17 protein-coding genes are annotated in these 17,556 nt (G+C 59.9%); 12 read left to right on the top strand and 5 right to left on the bottom strand.

The genetic code is table 11. The annotated features are described in order from the left end of the window. Positions 1-109: 109 nt before the first annotated feature. The 3 genes from GGD46_RS30480 to GGD46_RS30470 all read left to right on the top strand — a co-directional run bounded on the left by GGD46_RS30480 (position 110) and on the right by GGD46_RS30470 (position 2,981). Positions 110-1,474, top strand: a complete 1,365-nt coding sequence (locus tag GGD46_RS30480; RefSeq protein ID WP_184710862.1) for an amidase — start codon at positions 110-112, stop codon at positions 1,472-1,474. A gap of 110 nt (positions 1,475-1,584) precedes the next feature. Next, positions 1,585-2,316: an MgtC/SapB family protein gene (locus tag GGD46_RS30475; protein ID WP_409527723.1), complete on the top strand. Its 732-nt coding sequence runs from the start codon at positions 1,585-1,587 to the stop codon at positions 2,314-2,316. A 104-nt stretch (positions 2,317-2,420) separates the two neighbouring features. Further along, a complete protein-coding gene (locus GGD46_RS30470) occupies positions 2,421-2,981 on the top strand; it encodes a thioredoxin domain-containing protein (RefSeq protein WP_184710860.1) in 561 nt (186 codons plus the stop codon). Positions 2,982-3,047: 66 nt separating this feature from the next. On the opposite strand, the gene GGD46_RS30465 is transcribed toward GGD46_RS30470, so the two are convergent. From GGD46_RS30465 to GGD46_RS30455, 3 genes are all read right to left on the bottom strand, one after another. Continuing rightward, a complete protein-coding gene (locus tag GGD46_RS30465; protein WP_184710858.1) occupies positions 3,048-4,043 on the bottom strand; it encodes an ABC transporter permease in 996 nt (331 codons plus the stop codon). A gap of 132 nt (positions 4,044-4,175) precedes the next feature. After that, a complete protein-coding gene (locus GGD46_RS30460) occupies positions 4,176-5,720 on the bottom strand; it encodes a sugar ABC transporter ATP-binding protein (protein WP_184710856.1) in 1,545 nt (514 codons plus the stop codon). Positions 5,721-5,824: 104 nt separating this feature from the next. Further along, positions 5,825-6,781 (bottom strand): sugar-binding protein, encoded by a 957-nt coding sequence (locus GGD46_RS30455; protein WP_184710854.1) that lies wholly within the window; start codon positions 6,779-6,781, stop codon positions 5,825-5,827. A 461-nt stretch (positions 6,782-7,242) separates the two neighbouring features. Between GGD46_RS30455 and GGD46_RS30450 the strand changes: the two genes are divergently transcribed. Further along, positions 7,243-8,295, top strand: a complete 1,053-nt coding sequence (locus GGD46_RS30450) for a LacI family DNA-binding transcriptional regulator (protein WP_184710923.1) — start codon at positions 7,243-7,245, stop codon at positions 8,293-8,295. A gap of 37 nt (positions 8,296-8,332) precedes the next feature. On the opposite strand, the gene GGD46_RS30445 is transcribed toward GGD46_RS30450, so the two are convergent. After that, positions 8,333-9,232, bottom strand: coding sequence for a LysR family transcriptional regulator (locus tag GGD46_RS30445; protein WP_184710852.1), 900 nt, complete (start codon positions 9,230-9,232; stop codon positions 8,333-8,335). Positions 9,233-9,408: 176 nt separating this feature from the next. Here GGD46_RS30445 and GGD46_RS30440 point away from each other — a divergent pair, with 176 nt between their 5' ends. From GGD46_RS30440 to GGD46_RS30410, 7 genes are read left to right on the top strand one after another with little or no spacing between them, the layout of a single operon-like run. Beyond that, complete coding sequence (locus tag GGD46_RS30440; protein ID WP_313206346.1) at positions 9,409-10,245, top strand: MBL fold metallo-hydrolase; 837 nt, start codon at positions 9,409-9,411, stop codon at positions 10,243-10,245. Further along, positions 10,242-11,165: a carbohydrate ABC transporter permease gene (locus tag GGD46_RS30435; RefSeq protein ID WP_184710848.1), complete on the top strand. Its 924-nt coding sequence runs from the start codon at positions 10,242-10,244 to the stop codon at positions 11,163-11,165. The genes GGD46_RS30440 and GGD46_RS30435 overlap by 4 nt, the downstream gene beginning before the upstream one ends. Continuing rightward, positions 11,162-12,007 carry a carbohydrate ABC transporter permease gene (locus tag GGD46_RS30430; protein WP_184710846.1) on the top strand — a complete coding sequence of 282 codons (846 nt, stop codon included), beginning with the start codon at positions 11,162-11,164 and terminating at the stop codon, positions 12,005-12,007. Before GGD46_RS30435 ends, GGD46_RS30430 begins: the two co-directional genes overlap by 4 nt. Positions 12,008-12,036: 29 nt before the next feature. Beyond that, on the top strand, positions 12,037-13,296 hold the full coding sequence (locus GGD46_RS30425) for an extracellular solute-binding protein (protein ID WP_184710844.1): 1,260 nt from the start codon (positions 12,037-12,039) through the stop codon (positions 13,294-13,296). A gap of 10 nt (positions 13,297-13,306) precedes the next feature. Further along, positions 13,307-14,410 (top strand): ABC transporter ATP-binding protein, encoded by a 1,104-nt coding sequence (locus GGD46_RS30420; RefSeq protein ID WP_184710842.1) that lies wholly within the window; start codon positions 13,307-13,309, stop codon positions 14,408-14,410. Then, positions 14,407-15,054, top strand: a complete 648-nt coding sequence (locus tag GGD46_RS30415; RefSeq protein ID WP_184710840.1) for an HAD family hydrolase — start codon at positions 14,407-14,409, stop codon at positions 15,052-15,054. The genes GGD46_RS30420 and GGD46_RS30415 overlap by 4 nt, the downstream gene beginning before the upstream one ends. Before the next feature lie 12 nt (positions 15,055-15,066). Beyond that, positions 15,067-15,720: an HD domain-containing protein gene (locus tag GGD46_RS30410; RefSeq protein ID WP_184710839.1), complete on the top strand. Its 654-nt coding sequence runs from the start codon at positions 15,067-15,069 to the stop codon at positions 15,718-15,720. 28 nt (positions 15,721-15,748) lie between these two features. On the opposite strand, the gene GGD46_RS30405 is transcribed toward GGD46_RS30410, so the two are convergent. Then, positions 15,749-16,669 carry a DMT family transporter gene (locus tag GGD46_RS30405; protein ID WP_184710837.1) on the bottom strand — a complete coding sequence of 307 codons (921 nt, stop codon included), beginning with the start codon at positions 16,667-16,669 and terminating at the stop codon, positions 15,749-15,751. 95 nt (positions 16,670-16,764) lie between these two features. Here GGD46_RS30405 and GGD46_RS30400 point away from each other — a divergent pair, with 95 nt between their 5' ends. Continuing rightward, positions 16,765-17,547, top strand: coding sequence for a helix-turn-helix domain-containing protein (locus tag GGD46_RS30400; RefSeq protein WP_184710834.1), 783 nt, complete (start codon positions 16,765-16,767; stop codon positions 17,545-17,547). Positions 17,548-17,556: the final 9 nt, after the last annotated feature.

Genomic DNA, 17,556 nt, shown 5'->3' with positions numbered 1-17,556 from the left:
TCAACATGTGGGTCTTGTCGACGACTGTGGCCGTAGCTTATGTCCTCTCAAGAGGAACCAAGGGCGGATGCGCCGCGCTTATACTGCCGGCAGTGGGAGAAATGACTTCATGACACAGAACCATCTCGGTAAGTCGATCGCGCAGCTGTCGGTGCTGATCCAGTCCGGCAATCTCGACCCGGTAGAGCTGGTCGAAGAGAGCCTGGATGCGATCCGCGCGCACAGGGATCAGGCAATTTTCACGAGGCTGCTCGATGATCGCGCGAAAGACGAGGCTGCGGCTTCATCAAAAAGGTTGCGGGAGGGGCGTTCGCGAGGGCTGCTCGAAGGCATTCCCGTCGCCTGGAAAGACCTTTTCGACATCGCCGGCCTGCCAACGACGGCAGGATCGGTCGTGCTCGCCGACGCCACGCCCGCACAAGCGGATGCGGATGTCGTCAAGGCGCTGAAGGCCGCGGGCATGATTGCCATCGGTCGGGTCAATATGAGCGAGTTTGCCTTTTCCGGCCTCGGTCTCAACCCGCACTATGGCACGCCGCTCAATCCGAGAGCCTCGGATGAGCCCCGGATACCGGGAGGCTCTTCCTCCGGGTCTGCCGTCGCGGTCGCGTCCGGGCTGGTGCCGGTATCGATCGGCACCGACACTGGCGGTTCGGTGCGCATTCCGTCGGCCTTCAATGGACTCGTCGGCTACAAGGCAAGCCGTGGCCGCTACAGCATGGCCGGCGTCTTTCCCCTGGCGACCAGCCTCGATTCGCTTGGGCCTCTTACCCGCACCGTTCAGGATGCGATTTGGGTCGATGCGGCGATGCGCGGCGGTATAATGTCCGATGTCGCACGGGTCGCCGCCTCCGGGTTCTCACTTGTCGTGCCGACCACGATCGTCATGGATGATGCCGAGGAAGGGGTGATCCGGGCTTTCGAGGCGGCGCTTGCCCGATTGAGCGCTGCGGGCGTCAAGGTGCGGCGCGCAGCTTTTCCGGCTTTCGATGCCCTCTTCCAGGTGATGGCGGAGCATGGACCACTCGTGACGGCTGAGGCTTTTGCGTTGCATCATCGCCGGTTGGCCGGTCCTGAAGCACAAGCCATGGATCGACGGGTTGTCGCCCGCACGCGTCTCGGAGAGAAGATCACGCTGGTTGGCTACCTCGAAATCCTGAAGGTGCGCGAGCAACTGATCAAGGACGTTCAGACCACGCTCGGGCCAAACGAGCTCATCGCCTATCCCTCGGTAGCTCACGTTGCACCGACACTTGCGCCTTTGGAAGCGGATGATGATCTGTTCGTCAAGATCAATTTCAAGACATTGCGCAACACTTTGATCGGCAATTTCCTCGATTGGTGCGGTGTTTCCCTGCCCTGCGGCAACGGCGGCGCCGGCATGCCGGTCGGGTTCCTGCTGTCGGCTCCAAAGGGGCAGGATGAGCGGTTGTTGACGGCTGCGCTGGCTCTTGAGGAGATTGTCGCCGCGTAGCGGTCCGTCTCTCGGTGACTCCAATCGATGCGCGGTTCTGAATGGAACCAAATCCTGGCGCCATTGTTCAACTGCTTGGGGGGCTGTGTCATCGATTGGAGGAGGGTACCGTGCCCACACCGGCGATTGAACTCATGGTTTTGAACCTCAGCTGGCTGGACATCGTATTGCGCCTCCTGCTGGTAACCGCCGCCGGGGCACTGATCGGCATCAATCGGGAGAGAGGCGGTCATGCCGCGGGATTTCGTACCACCATTCTGGTTGGACTTGCCGCCTGTCTGATGATGATCCAGGCCAACTTGTTGCTTCCTACCTTGGGCAAGTCGTCCCAGTCCTTCGCCGTGATGGATACATTGCGTTTTCCGCTCGGTGTGTTGACCGGGGTTGGCTTTATCGGCGGCGGCGCCATTCTCCGGCGCGGCGATCTGGTCACCGGCGTCACCACGGCGGCGACCTTATGGATCATGACGGCGATTGGCCTGTGCATTGGCGGCGGCCAGCTTGTCGTCGGCTGCGCCGGTGCGATCATTACCTTTGTCGTGCTTTCACCCTTCAAAGGGTTCGACCGGCGTATAGCGCGCCGCTGCAAGGCACGCGTGGTCATCGAGGTTCCTCACGATTCCGGCATCGTCGCTCCTGCGATAGAGGTGCCGCGCGACTGGGTAGGTTGCTTTTTCGTATTTGTCGGAAAGGCGGCCGGATCGGCGCCAGCCGTCGACCACATCTCCTACGATGTGCGGTGGCGGCATGCGGGTCATGATAGCGGTGGGGCGCGGCTGCTCGCCTTTCTTCAAGAGCGATACACAGTCGTCTCCTTCGAGGTGGAGATGAACGGGGCCTGACAATGGGCCATTCTTGATCGGCAGAGGGCTGGCGAAAAACCGATCTATGCGATCCTATCATCGATGCGACGGATGATTCTTCCAGAGAACCGTAAGGAACCAGTATGGCCGACGTAGCCTGGCGTGCAGATCCGCTTACCTGGGGGCATGGTCCTCGCACTTTTGAAGTTTTCCTGGAGCCGACTTGCCCCTTCTCGGTCAGGGCGTTCAACAAGCTCGACGCTCTTCTCGATCGGGTTGGTGACGACAAGATTACCATTAAGATCCGGCTGCAGTCGCAGCCTTGGCACATGTATTCGGGCGTCTTGGTGCGATGCATTCTGGCCGCATCGACGCTCGCCGGTGGCAAGGAAACCGCGAAGATGCTGATGGCCGCCATCGCGGCACATCGCGAGGAGTTCGAGTTTACCCATCACGCCGGCGGTCCCAATATGGATGTAACGCCCAATCAATTGATCGAGCGTCTGGAACGCTACAGCGGCGTTGAACTCAAGGGTGCTTTTACGATTCCCGATCTCGATCGCGAGATCAAGTGGCACAGCAAATATGCGCGGCAGAACGGCATTCACGTTTCGCCGACTTTCATGCTCGACGGTCTGGTCCAGGCCGACATGAGCAGCGGCGACGAGGTCGAAGTATGGGCCAAGAAACTGGCCGCCGTCTGACACCACTGCTCGTTTCCGTCTATAAATATCCGCGCTGGTCCAAGTGGCTTTGCCGCTTGATGAGGCTCACTCGGCGGGCTGACGAAAATCCACCTGGCGGGCGGCCGACAGCAAGCGCCGTTGCGCACGGATTGCGCTCCATTGCTGGTCGATCAGCACGCCGATCAGGATGACGCCGCCCATGACGGCGAAGTTGAGCGAGGAGGGGATGCCGAGAAGGTTGACGAGGTTCTGCAGTTCCTGCAGCAGGATCGTGCCGAGTACGACGCCGATCAGAGACCCTTCGCCGCCACGCAGCGAAAAGCCGCCAAGCACGGCTGCGGCAATGGCGTAGAGTTCATAGAACTGCCCATGGCTCGCTGGCGAAATGGAGCGCGTGTACATCGCGAAATAGATCGCGGAAAGCGCGGTCAGTACGCCGCATATGACGTAGGAAATCATCATCATCTTCGAGGTGCGGATGCCGGAATACTTGGCGGCTTCCTCGTTCTTACCGATGGCATAGAGATACCGACCATAAACGGAGCGATGCAGGACGATCCACATGATGGCTGCGATGATCACAAGCGCTATGAATGTGTTCGGTACGCCGTAGAGGCGGCCTGCAGTCAGGAATTCCAGGGAAGGGAAGTTCTGACCGAAGGCAAAGCCTGCCGTGCCGTCCGCAGTATAGAACCGCGCCGCTCCGCGATAGATCAGCAAGCCGCAAAGGGTGACGACGAAGGGCTGAAGATTGAGCCGGGTGATCAGCCAGCCGTGGATTGCGCCAAAGGCGCCGCCGAGAACGAGGATCAGGGGCAAGGCGACAGCCCAAGGCATGTTCTGGACGGCGATGAAATCGATAAACAGCACGCCGAGCAAGGCGACCAGAGAGCCGACCGACAATTCGATGCCGCCGGTGATGATGACGAAGGCCTGCCCGATCGACAATATCCCGAAGAGGCCGATCAGATTGGATGTATTGGCCAGATTGATCGGCAGAAGGAAGCGTGGGTTGATGATCGTCACCACAATGCCGACGACGATGATCAGCAGAAGCAGGCCTAGGTCTTTCTTACTCATCGATTTCAATTCCTGTTGGCGGCAGCCGTTGGAGCAGTTCCGGGGAAAAGGACGCGGCGGCCTTCGGTTCGGAACTGGGTAGAAACAATAAGACAGAACGGTTCGGAACTTCCGTGAAAAAGCCGACCCGCACTAATGTAGCGCCTTGCCGACGGCCAGCAAAAGCACGTTTTCCTGACTGAACTGACCCTTATCGAGAATGCCGGCAATCTGCCCCTCATGCATGACCGCGATGCGGTCGGAAACGCCGATGACCTCTTCCATGTCGCTTGAGATCATCAGGATCGCGACGCCGGCATCGGCGAGTTTGCGCATCAGGCTGTAGATCTCGTTCTTCGCGCCGATGTCGATGCCTCGCGTCGGCTCATCAAAGATCAAAACCTTGGGGCGCATCGACAGCCATTTGGCGAGAACGACTTTCTGCTGGTTGCCGCCTGAAAGCGTACCGGTGCGGGTCGAGATGGAGGGTGCCTTGATGCTGAGCGCTCTCCGTTGGGCTTCGGCGGCGGCGTCTTCCAACTGAGAGGTTACCATGAACCGCCGCGCGTATGCTGGTAGATTGGGCAGGGATATGTTCTGCACGATCGGCATGTCGAGGAGAATGCCGTTGAGTTTGCGATCCTCGGGAATGAGAAAGATGCCATTGGCGACTGCTTCTCGGGCAGAGCTCAGTTTCAGGTCTCTCCCGTCAAGCGTCGTCGTGCCGTCGCCATAACTTTGGTCGATTCCGAAGAGGACGCGCGCAAGCTCTGTTCGACCGGATCCGACAAGGCCCGCAAGTCCGAGGATTTCGCCGTACTTGATGTCTAGATCGACCGGTCGGGTAGGATAGGCGGCAGTTCGGACAGCGGAGACTTTGAGCGCAACATTACCTGGGGGGCGTGCCGGTTCGATATCGCGTGCGCTCAAGGCGCGGCCGATCATCAACTTGACCATGCGGTCATGGTCGATCGAGTCCTTGGCCAATGTCCCGACGAGCGTGCCGTCACGAAGCACGATGACGCGATCGGCCACGCGCTCGACTTCGTGCAGGCGATGGGAAATGAAGATGACGCTGATACCTTCCGCCTTGAGCGATGATATGACGGTCAGGAGCTTCTCTGTTTCTGCAAGTGGCAGGCTGGATGTCGGCTCATCGAGAATGACGAGGCGCGCGTTGATGGAGAGCGCCTTGGCGATCTCGACCATCTGCTGCTGCGCGAGAGACAACGAGGCTACGGGCGTATCCGGTGAAAAATTGGCGCCGACCCGCTTGAGCAACGGGGCCACCATGTCGCGCAGGCGGTTTCGATCGACCAGCTTGAGAATGCCGCCGCGCAGCGGCTCGCGGCCAAGGAAGATATTGGCCGCTACATCGAGATTGTCGAACAGGTTGAGCTCTTGGTGGACGAAGGCGATGCCCGACGCGATGCTGCTCTCCACGGTAAAGCCGCCGTGCTCTGCTCCGTCGAGCCGAATGGATCCACGATCGGGCTTGACGACGCCGCCGAGGATTTTCATGAGCGTCGATTTGCCCGCGCCGTTCTCGCCGACAAGGCCGATGACCTCGCCAGGGTTTACATCCATCGAGAAATTGTCGAGCGCGACGACGCCCGGATAGGTCTTGCCAATCCCCGAGAGGCTTAGAAAAGGTAATGTGGCCTGCGTTGCTGCCAGTGTATCGGATCTTTGATTCATACGAAGATTGCGCCTGTACGATGTGACTTTGAAAGTCGCTGCGTCGTGTGCAATTGCATTCGAGCAGCGCCGGTCCCCGCCAACCGGCGCTGCTGCGGGCTGGCTTACTTGCCAGCCATAGCCTTCAGATTGGCGGCATAGGCGTCCACGTCATCCTTGCCGATGATCTTCGTCGGGATGATGATCAGCTTGTTGGTAGGAACGCCTGATTTGTCGCCCTTCAGATAGGACGCCATTAGCTTCATGCCCTGGTAAGCCCAGAGATAGGGCTGCTGCACGACCGTGGCAGCAATCGTTCCTTCCTTGACACCGCCAAGGGTGATCGGATCGTCATCGAAGCCGACGACGGTGATCTGGCCGAGCTTGCCCGCTTCGCGCAGCGCCTCATAGATGCGGGGCGTGTTGTAGGAATAGAAGCCCACCATGCATGTGACGTCGGGGCTCGCGACGAGCGCGTCTTCGACGTTCTTCTTGGCTCTGGTCTGGTCGATGTCGTCGCCGCGCACATCGGTCAGTACGATCTTCGTGCCCGCCAGGCCATCCTTCATGCCCTGGATGCGTTCTTTGGCATTGTCAGCGCCGAGCAGCCCCACGAAGCCAATGCATTTGCCCCCATTTGGCATGGCTTTCTTGGCGATTTCGGCGGCCTGCTTGCCGGCGTCGACGTTGGAGGAGCCGATATAGGCGACACGATTCGTATCCGGCGCATCGCTATCGGTGGTGAACAGCGCGGTTTCGGAGCCGATCTTGTTCAGGCCGTCGGTAGAGGTTTTGGGATCGACAGCGGAAACCATGATGCCTTTGACGCCCGCGGAGACCAGATCTTCCATCAGTCGCTGCTGAATTGCGACGGAGGACTGCTCGGGATACTTCAGTTCCATGTTGAAGTCCGGCAGCTCTGCCTGCGCCTTCTTCACGCCGGCTTCGGCAGCCTTCCAGAAGTCGGAAGCGCCGTTGACGACGAATGCCAGCGTCGGCTTGTCGGCGGCGTAGGCGGCTGTTGCAAAGCTAAGCATCAGCCCTGCCGTGAAGACGGCAGCGCCCCTTGTTAGGTGCTTCATGATAATCCTCCCATAGATCCGCTGTCGGGATCTGGTTGAAACTCGCGGCAGATCGTCCAGCACCCCCTCCTAGGGCCTCTCGTCAAGCGAGACGCGGCACGTTCAACCACGAAAGCGACGGTATATGACTAATTTCGATTAGTAAATAGAATTAGTAATACAATAAAGGGCGGTTCTGCGGTGGAAATGGCGGAATTGCGGGTATCTCCAACCTTTGCAGGAACTTGCCATTGACATGCTGTGGATGGAGATCGCGGCTATCTCGGAAACAGTTGTCGAGATCGCGCCGATGATGGTAATAAGTATTAGCGCGCGGTGACGGCAGTGGGGATTTGGCCGGCTCCGCATCAGGGAGATGAGACATCATTATGAAGAAAATACCGGCCGCAACCGGCAAGCTGACGGCCGCCGACAGCAAGGCATCGAAGCGGAACGGCCGGCGCCAAGGCAGCAGGGTGACGATGACCGATATTGCCAAGGCTGCCGGATGCTCGCAGACCGCGGTTTCGTTTGTCCTCAACAATACGCCGGGAATGCGCCTGTCGCCACAAACACGGGAGAGGGTGATCGAAGCGGCTCGCCAGCTCGGCTATGTTGCCCCCGTGCTATCCACGCCGCCTGCACTTTTGTCACCTGCAAAGCTGGACGGCATTATCGGTTTTGCCGTCGATCAGCTCGCGACCAGCCCGGAGGCCGTTGTCGCCATCGAAGGCGCACGGCAGGCATCGTGGAACGCAGGTAACGTTCTGCTGGTCGCGCAGACAATGAGCGATCCGATCATGGAGCCGCGAACGATCAAGGCGCTCAGCAGCAGCGGGATCTCAGCCCTCATCTATATGACCATATTCACCCGCGAGGTCGAAATCCCGGATTATCTCTATAATCTCAACATCCCGATCGTCCTGCTCAATTGCTACACTTCGGACTATGCATTTCCGGCTGTGGTGCCCAGCGAGATAGCCGGCGGTCAGACGGCCACCCGGCATCTCATTTCTCACGGACATCACCGGATCGCGACGATTACCGGCGAGCCCTGGATGCAGGCTGCCCAGGATCGATTGACCGGTTACCGTCGCGCCTTGGCCACGGCCGACATTCCCTTCGATCCGGAGTTGGTCATAGAAGGCGACTGGTCGGCGAGCGCCGGCTATTCCGCGACGATGAAGCTGCTTTCATTACCTGAACGTCCGACCGCGATCTTTTGCCAGAATGACCGCACCGCTATCGGCTGCTATGAGGCGCTAAAGGAAGCGGGACTTCACATTCCGGAGGACATGTCGGTCATGGGCTATGACGATGAGGACATCTGCCGCCATCTCGTGCCGCCTTTGACGACATCTGTTCTCCCGCACATGGCGATGGGCCAATGGGCGATCGAACATCTGGAAACGGCGGCTTTGCCACGAGAGCGCCGTTATCAAATTACCAAGCTCGAATGCTCGCTCGTCAAGCGAGCGTCCGTTGCCGCTCCTGCCGGAGCAAAGGTCGGGAGCCGAAGGGCTCACAAGGCTTAGCGCGATCTCGCAGGTTCGGTTTACTCAATGCTCGCTGTCAACTTTGAGGCGATCGAAGGCGGGCCTTGGCGACGAACCTCTCCAGCACCGAATTTCGATTGGCCGGCGGCCAGAAGAGGGCAAGCCGGTGGCTGCAAAGCGCAGGCTCGGTCTTTTTCAGCACGAGCTCGCTCAGGATGGGGTTTGCACCTTCCGACAGGAGGCATGCTCCGACGCCGGCAGCGGTCAACGCCATCTGCGACTGCGTCGTCGCCACATCGGCATGAACGATCCGCGGCACGATGCCGAGTGCGCACAGCGCTTCGAGCTGATGATCGTAATGTGCCCGATGATATTCGCGGGGGGCAAGGACGATGTCCAATTGCTCAAGGTCTTCGGGATGAAGCACCGGCTTGGCGGCGAAGGGATGGCGCTTCGGCAGGCAGATGAGGTAGGGAGCCTCCCATATCGGCAGGGATTGCATTTCATCCAGCAGGCGATCGGGCGTCGGGAGAGATAGGAAGCCGGCATCGATCTCGCCTTGATTGAGCTTGTCGCTCATCTGCTCCGCCGTCATCTCGATCAGGAAAAGCTGCACATCCTTGGCGGTCTCGCGAAACGATGCCAGTAGTTCGGTGACGGCCGGATAGGACATGTAGCTTGGTATGCCGATCCGGAGCTCCTTTCGTTCGTCCCGGCTGTCGAGAAGATCGATGGTTTCGTCCAGAAGCCCGAGGATCCGGCTTGCCCGGCCTGCAACCAGCTCTCCCTCCGCAGTCAGCCGAAGCAGCCGCGCGCCGCGTTCGACCAGTGTCACGCCAAGCGTCGCTTCGAGCTGTGCGATTTGATGGCTGAGCGTCGGCTGGCTGATGGCCAGGGCCTGAGCAGCGCGGCCAAAGCCACCGCAGCGCTTCAGCTCCACGAGGTAGATGAGTTGGCGCAGGCTGATCCGGCGCAAACGCTGCGTGGCCAGCGAGGAATTGGTAGGCTTGGCTATGGCTTTTCTCCTGATCGGACCCAGGAGCTCTCATAGATGGTTTCTATGAGAGCCGTGTGAAAACAATCGAACTGTCACGATACGGTTATCGTAGGTCCATAGAGGCCCCTTGCGTAATTGAGGATGCAAGTTTGGCTGTGGCAAGCGGATCGTTGACAGTGTTGGGTTCGTCGGGTGGATTCCCGATCTCCGGGTTTGCCTGTTCAGGCTATCTTGCCCGCATTGCCGGCCAGAGCTTGCTGCTGGATTGCGGCCCGGGCATTGCCGGCGCGCTCATCGGCGCCGACGCGAAGGCCGGCATCGATGGCGTTGTCATAAGTCATCTACACTCGGACCATGTGCTCGATCTCATTCCACTCGGCTACGCCTTGATGACGGAATGGTTGACGGACGGGCGCACCCAGCCGGTACCGCTCTATTTGCCGCCGGGTGGGTTGGAATTCCTGCAGAGCTTCTCGGATCTCTTCGGTCATCGCAATTGGCGTTTCACGGAAGAGGGGCGCAATGCTGGATACCAGGCGCTTGGCGCAGCGCTTGCTCGCGGCCGGGACTGGCTGCTGACGGTTTTTGATGCGCGCGAATACGAGCCGGGCGAGGATATTGCCTTTGGTACAACGACCATCGCGACTTTTCCGGTCGATCACCGTGTTCCGACGGCGGCGATGCGCCTCAGGCTCGGAGCAATGGATTTCGTCTATTCCGCCGATACGCGCTTTCTGCCGGCACTTGGCCATTTTGCTGCCGGCACTGACCTTTTCCTCGTCGACGCTCATTTTTCGGGCCCGAAGGCTCCAGGCGGCCTGCATATGACGCCGGCGGATGCCGGGCGGTTGGCGGCGATTGCCAAAGCAAAGAGGCTGGTCCTGTGCCATCTCGGCGCGCCGGAAGATGGTGCTTCGGCGCGGCAGACAGCGGCTGCTCATTTCGACGGCGAAATCCACGTGGCATTCGACACGCGGGAGTACCGGTTATGATGCAGTCAAACGCCCACCTACTGACGCCGATCGCAGCGCCGGCGCCCGGTATCGGCGAGCGCGCCGCCCCCTTTATGCTGGTAGGGCCGATGCTGGCGCTGCTTGTCATTTTCACCATTCTGCCCTGCCTGTTGACACTCATTCTGGCTTTCTTCGAAATGGACATTCTTGCCGGTACCATCAGGTTCGTCGGTTTTTCGAATTTCACCAAGGCCTTTGCGCGGGGCGATCTGGTCAACAGCATCGGCGTGACGCTGCTCTACATGGCATTGACCGTGCCCACCTCAATGATCTTCGGTCTGCTGGTCGCGCTCGGTATCAACAGCCTTGGCCATGGTCGAGTGTTCTGGCGTGCAGTCTACTTTCTGCCGGTTGCGGCAACCCTGGTCGCCATGTCCATCGTCTGGCGTTGGATGTTTGTCGGCCGCCGCGGCCTGATCGACCACATGCTCGGGCCCATGACCGGCATAACCGACTGGCTGAATTCGCCGGCGCTCGCACTGCCAGCTGTCGCTGTTGTCGGCAATTGGCAGCAGATCGGTTTCATCGCCATTCTCTATCTTGCCGCGCTGGCTGCGGTGCCGCGTCATCAGCTGGAGGCGGCGCGTGTCGATGGCGCCAATGGCTGGCATCGCTTCTGGCATGTCACTTGGCCAGCCATCGGACCGACCACCGTCTTTGCGGGCATCATCACATCGGTCAACGCCATGCGTGTCTTCGACAGCGTATCGACCATGACCGGTGGCGGCCCGTCGCGTCATTCCCAAGCGCTTGCCCATCTGATGTGGGAACGCGGCATATATTTCTTCGATATTGGCGGCGGTTCTGTCGTCACCCTGGTGCTGGTGGCGCTGGCGCTTATCGCCACCTTCCTCCAGCGCGTTTTGACGGCTCGGCTCGAAAAGGCAGGCTCCCGATGATCCTTACCTCCTCTCGCAGCCGCTATTTCGTGCAACAGGGCACCATTCATCTGGCCCTTGCCATCGGGGCGGTGTTCATGCTGCTGCCGTTCTGGCTGATGCTGCGCACATCCTTCACGCCGCCCGACGATATTTTCCGCGGCAACCTGCTCGCCCTGCCTGCATTTACGCTGGAAAATTATGTGCGCGTCTTCGAGGACGTGCCGATCCTGCGCTACTATTTCAACGGTGTCGTCGTGGTTGTCGCGATCTTCATCGGGCAGGTCGCCGTCTGCGTGCCCGCAGCCTATGCTTTGTCCCGGCTTCGGTTTGCGGGACAGGCTCTGAGCCTCTGGCTGGTGCTCGCAGCGATGATGGTGCCTTATCAGGTCACGGCAATTCCGGTCTATGTGCTGCTGTCGCAGTTTGGCCTCGTCAACAGCTACGGCGCGCTGATCCTGCCCTTCCTCAGTTCCGCGTTCAGCGTGTTCCTCTTGCGGCAGTTCTTCCTGTCGATCCCGCAATCGGTGTTCGAATCTGCTCGGCTCGACGGCGCGTCGCCTTTTCGCATCCTCTGGCACATCGTCTTTCCAATGGCGCGGCCGGCGATCACGACGTTCGGAATCTTCAGCTTCGTGTCGCATTGGAACGACTACTTCTGGCCGTCCTTCGTGCTGCGCAACGACACCGCGGCAACCGTACCCTTCGGCATCGTCCGCTTTCTCGATCAGGAGCTTGGATCGGAATACGGGCCGCAGATGGCCGCCGCGACGCTCACCGTTCTTCCATTGCTGCTCGGCTTCCTCTTGGCGCAGCGGCAATTCATTGCCGGAATGTCGATGACATCCGGCCAGGTCGACTGAAAATTCCCTTTTACTCTGGAGTGCTATCAATGATCCGCCTGATCTCGGCCACTGCCATCGCCACCATTTCACTCGCACTTCTTCCCGCATTCTCGGCTGCGGCCGGAGAGCTTCGCTTCGTCTCGGGTCAGGAGAAGCAGAACGGTGCGGTGTTGAAACAGATTTTCGAAGCCTACAACGGCACAAAGCCGTCCTCTCCGGTGAAGCTCGAACTCGACAACAAATCTGACCTCGACACGACGCAGAAGGTGCTTGCCGATATCGTTGCCGGCACGACGCCGGACGCCGTGCGTGTCACGGGAGCGGTGCTGCGTCCCTACGTCGATTCCGGCCGCGCACAGCCGCTCGACGATTGCCTGGCGTCAGCGCCGGATCTCGCCGCGCAGCTGGACAAGGGGTTGCTCGACGATTTCCGTGTCAACGGCAAGCTCTATGCCATGCCGTGGTATGTCACTCTGCCGGCATTGTTCATCAACACCGATGCTTTCAAGGTAGCCGGCCTCGATCCGGCAAAGCCCCCGAGAAACTGGACGGAGCTTGAGGCGGCTGCGGCCAAGCTCAGCGACAAGGCCAACAACAAGTTCGGTGTGCTGATGTACATGCCCAACACCTACATGTTTGAGGGCCAGCTCGCATCCGCCGGTGGCGCCATGATCGGTGTGGGCGGCAAGTCCGGTGTCGGTGGTGCGGCCGGCGTCGAGGTTATGGGCTATATGCGCGGGCTGGTCGAGAAAGGCTACATGCCGGCCGTTTCGCCCGGCACGTTCTGGGGTGAGGCGGGCCGCATGTTTCAGGCCGGCGAGGTGGCGATGCTGCTGAGCTCTTCCTCCGGCTATACCAGCCTGGTTTCCAAGGCTTCATTCAAGGTGGCGCTGGCGCCGATGCCGGCAAAGGATGGTGCAGCACCCGTGACCATGGCGTCGGGCAACGGCTTCGTCATGCTGGCGACCGACCCGGCTCGCAAGGAAGCGACCTGCAAGGCGCTGCTGTCGCTCGTAACACCTGAAAGCGTTGCGCTGACCGTCAAGGCAACTGCGTCTTCGCCGATCAACACGACGGCAGTGGCAAAACCGGAACTGCTTGGAGATTTCTATAAGCAGAACCCGGACCTGAAGGTCATCAATACGCAGGGGAGCCAGAATTGGTACACGTTGCCGGGCAAGGCCAACAACGAGTTCCAATCCAACTTCGGCGACATCCAATACGAAATCCTGACGGGTGCGACCTCTGCAAAGGACGGCATGAAGCGCCTCTCGGGCATCATGGACGACCTGACCGGCACGAAGTGAGGACAAGTTCATGACCATTGCCATGACAGCGAGGGCAACAACTGCCCTCGCACCACAGGCCGTTACCGTCCATGGCTTGACGAAACTCTGGGCGGGCGCCGAGCGCCCGGTCTTTGACCGGCTGGATGTCAATTGTCCGGCAGGCGGCGTTACCGTGATCGTTGGCCCCTCCGGATGCGGTAAGACCACGCTGCTGCGCTGCCTCTGCGGGCTCGAAACGGCGACCTCCGGCACCATTCGTTTCGGCAAGCGCGATGTTACCCATATCGATCCGCAGCACCGCGGGGTGGCGATGGTTTTTCAGAACTATGCGCTTTATCCTGCCAAGACGGTGTTCGAGAATATCGCCTTCCCGCTGCGAATGGCTGGCATTGCGAAGTCAGAAATCGAGAAACGTGTGCTCGCAGCCGCGCAGCTTGCCCGCATAGACGCGCTGTTGGAACGTCTTCCGGCGCAGCTTTCCGGCGGCCAGCGTCAACGCGTCGGCATCGCCCGCGCCATCGTGCGCGGACCAGGCGTGCTTCTGATGGATGAGCCACTGTCCAATCTCGACACAAAATTGCGGATCGAGATGCGCGCCGAGCTTTCAGCCCTGCAGCGGGAAATTGGCGCAACGACCATCTATGTCACACATGACCAGACAGAGGCGCTTGCGCTTGCCGACCATCTGGTGGTGATGCGAGATGGGCATATCGAGCAACAGGGCAGGCCGGAAGCCATCTTTTCGCAGCCAGCTAATAGCTTCGTCGCCGATTTCCTCGGCTCCATGAACCTGGCGCCGGTCGAGATCGAGGAAACCGGGGTGAAGATTGGCGGTGATCAAGCGATCCATCTGCCGAGATCCACGGATCTGCCAGGCAAGTTTATCCTCGGTTTTCGCGCCGAGGATGTCACGCTTGGCGTCCAGGGCGAGGGGCTGCACCTCACAGCTTTTGTTCGGCGCTCCGAACTGATGGGGGTCGAGCGGCTCATCCATCTGGACTGTGGCAGCTGGCGCTTTCGCGCGCGTCTTGCCGAGGCGCTGGAACCCGGCAGCACGGTGGAGCTATTCGTTGCCGCCGAGCGCCTTCACTATTTCGACACCGATGGCCGCCGCATGGAGATGGGACATTGATAGACAAGCACGTCATCTGGGACTGGAACGGCACCCTTCTCGACGACTTTACGATCACGGCGCGGATCACCATCGACGCGCTTGGCGATCTCGGTCGCCTGGGCGTGACGGAGGACGATATCCGCCATCACTATCAACGGCCACTCGCTAGATATTTCGATGCTCTCCTCGGTCGCACGGCCTTGTCTCACGAGTTGAAGCATCTCGGCGACAGCTATGTCACCCGTTACGACGCAGTGATGCGTGACCAGCCGTTGACCGTCGACGCCATTCGCGCGCTTGAGGACATCGCCCCTTTTGCCAGCCAGTCATTGCTGTCGATGGCGCCGCATCCGCAGATCGCGACGCTGATCGAACATCATCGTCTCGGCGAGCATTTCAGACTGATCCAGGGTTTTACAGGCTCCGGACATCCTTCGAAACGTGACAGCCTCGTCGCTCACTGCGAGGCGCTCGGCGTTGCGACCGACCGCTGCTGGATGATCGGTGACACTGTCGACGATTTCGACGCGGCAAGCCCGCTTGGTATTCGCACCGTTCTGGTGACCACGGGCATGCAGGCGCGCGCAGCACTGGTGGCGACCGGAGCACCCGTCGTCGACACATTGGCTGACGCTTCCCGATTGATCCTCGAAAACAGATAGAAGCAGATGGAAATGCAGCACAATGACTTGATCGCCCGGCTCGAAGCCGAATTCATGGCCCATGACGATGGAAGTGACGCAAGTCATGACATCAATCATGCCCGACGGGTGATGCGCGCCGCGCTGCAGATTGCGGCCACCGAGGGCGGCGGCGACGAAGGCGTCATCATCGCTGCAGCTTATCTGCACGATTGGGTGAACCTGCCGAAGAACGATCCCAATCGGTCACGCGCCTCGGAGTTCTCGGCCGAGGCCGCAAGGCCAATCCTGGCCTCGCTCGGCTTTGCGCCGGACCGCATCGAGGCCACCTGCCACGCCATTCTCACGCACAGCTTCTCGGCCAATATTCCGCCGCGGACGCTGGAGGCGCGGGCATTACAGGACGCAGACCGGCTGGAGGCCCTGGGGGCTATCGGCCTGGCACGGGTTTTCGCGATCGCCGGCCAGCTTGGCTCCTCCCTGTTTGACGGAGAGGATCCATTTGCCAAAAGCCGTCCGTTGGACGATCGCCGCTATGCGGTCGACCATTTTGAGGTGAAGCTCCTGCGTCTGCCCGAAACCATGCAGACGGCGACTGGCCGGAACATGGCGGAAGAGCGCGCGGAGGTGATGCGGCGCTTTCTGCGCAGCCTAGCCGAGGAGCTTGGCCACGCAATGCCCTGGTGATCGACCGTTGTCGACCACAGTCGTTGCGTCAATCGACGACGTCGGGAACGATCGGAGCTGCACCACGTAGCGGCCGACGGAAGATTTCGGCGCTGGCGACACCGATCAAGGCAAGCCCGCCGCCTATGATATGGTAGCTGTGCACGGGCTCACCGAGCATCGTTATGGCGGCGAGCGCCGTAAAGACCGGCAGAAGGTTGATGACGGCGGCGCAGCGGCTTGGCCCGAGGATCTGGACGCCTCGAATCCACAGAAACGGCAGGACGACTGATGCCATGCCGCCGGCATAGGCGATGAGCGGCAGTGTTTCGGCATTCAATGACCGCATCGGCGCAGGGGTCGCCAGGAATGCAGGGAACATCATCGTCAGGGCGCAGATCGCCTGCATATAGGTCGACTGCCAACCTGCGACAGGAAGATTCCAGCGTTTCAGCAAAACGCCGTACAGCGCATAGACCATTGCCGCTGTGAGCATAAGCGGATCGCCAAGATGAATACCGTTTTCCACGATGCTGGACGGGTTGCCGCCGCTGACCAGATAGATGAGCCCGACAAGCGAGAGGATGCCGCCGCCGACCATACCGACGGTCGGAGTATCCTTCAGCACAATGGCACTCAGCGCGACAGTCAGCAACGGCGCCAACGCCGTGAAGATCGCCATGTTGGTTGCCGTGGTGGTTTCGGCGGCCAGATAGGACAGGCTTTGGAACAGGCACATCGCCAGGAAACCGAGAATGGCGAATTTTCCGATGTGGGGCCAGATGATGGCGCGATTTCGCCACGCGGGAACGGCGACGAAGGTGCTCATCAGAAGAACGGCAAACAGCAGACGATAGAAAGTGATCGCCTCGGGTCCGATCGTGTGTGCGGACATTCTGGAAACGATCACATTTCCGGACCAGAGGATGATGGCGAAGAGAGGATAGAGAAATGCGAGTTTGTTTTTCATGATCGATAACCGTGAACTTTCATTGAGGCCCACGGTTACCGTTTCCAGTTTGGTCCGTATCGCTCTATACTGAACACAATTGTAGGGATTGGGACATGCAGGACGATCCGACCCGAAAGCATCTCGACTTTCACGATACGCATCGCGCAATGGCGGCGATGGATATCAATTATCCTGACGGGTCTTCGACGGGATGGCATTCGCATCCGCGCGGCCAGCTTCTCTATGCGATAGAGGGCGTGATGATCGTGCAGTCGGCGGAAGGGTCATGGGTTGTACCGCCGAGCCGGGCATTGTGGCTGGCCGCAGGCATAGAGCATGAGGTGAAGATGTGGGGCGAGGTCAAGATCCGCACCGTCTTCATCGATGCGACCGCGATCCGACATCTGCCTGAACGAAGCTGCGTCATCGAGGTTTCGTCGCTGCTGCGCGAGCTCGTTGTCGCTGCCGTTCACGTGCCGCGCGATTATGAGGAGGGCAGCCGGGACGATCGTCTTATGCGGCTGGTTGCCGATGAAGTGCGGGTTTCCGACATATTGCCCGTCCATCTTCCCATGCCGGCAGATGCCCGCATCAAACTGATTTGCGAGGCGGTCAACGAAGACCCTTCGGATAGCTCGACGGTCGAGCAGTGGGCCGAACGGCTCGGCGTGACCGCTAAAACCGTCCATCGGCTGTTCAGCAAGGAAACGGGTATGAGCTTCGGGAGATGGCGCGAGCAAGCGAGGCTGTTATTTGCCTTGCAGCGGCTCGCGAGCGGCAGGCGCGTGATCGATATAGCCTTCGATTGCGGTTATGCCAGCCAGAGCGCCTTTACGGCGATGTTTCGCCGGCACTTCGGAAAGCCGCCATCCGATTTCTATCGCCAGATCAAATGAACAGCACTG

Origin of the sequence: Martinezella lusitana (assembly GCF_014207095.1) — a bacterium.
Lineage (GTDB): Bacteria > Pseudomonadota > Alphaproteobacteria > Rhizobiales > Rhizobiaceae > Rhizobium > Rhizobium lusitanum_B.
This window is presented reverse-complemented; position numbering and strand designations above follow the sequence as displayed.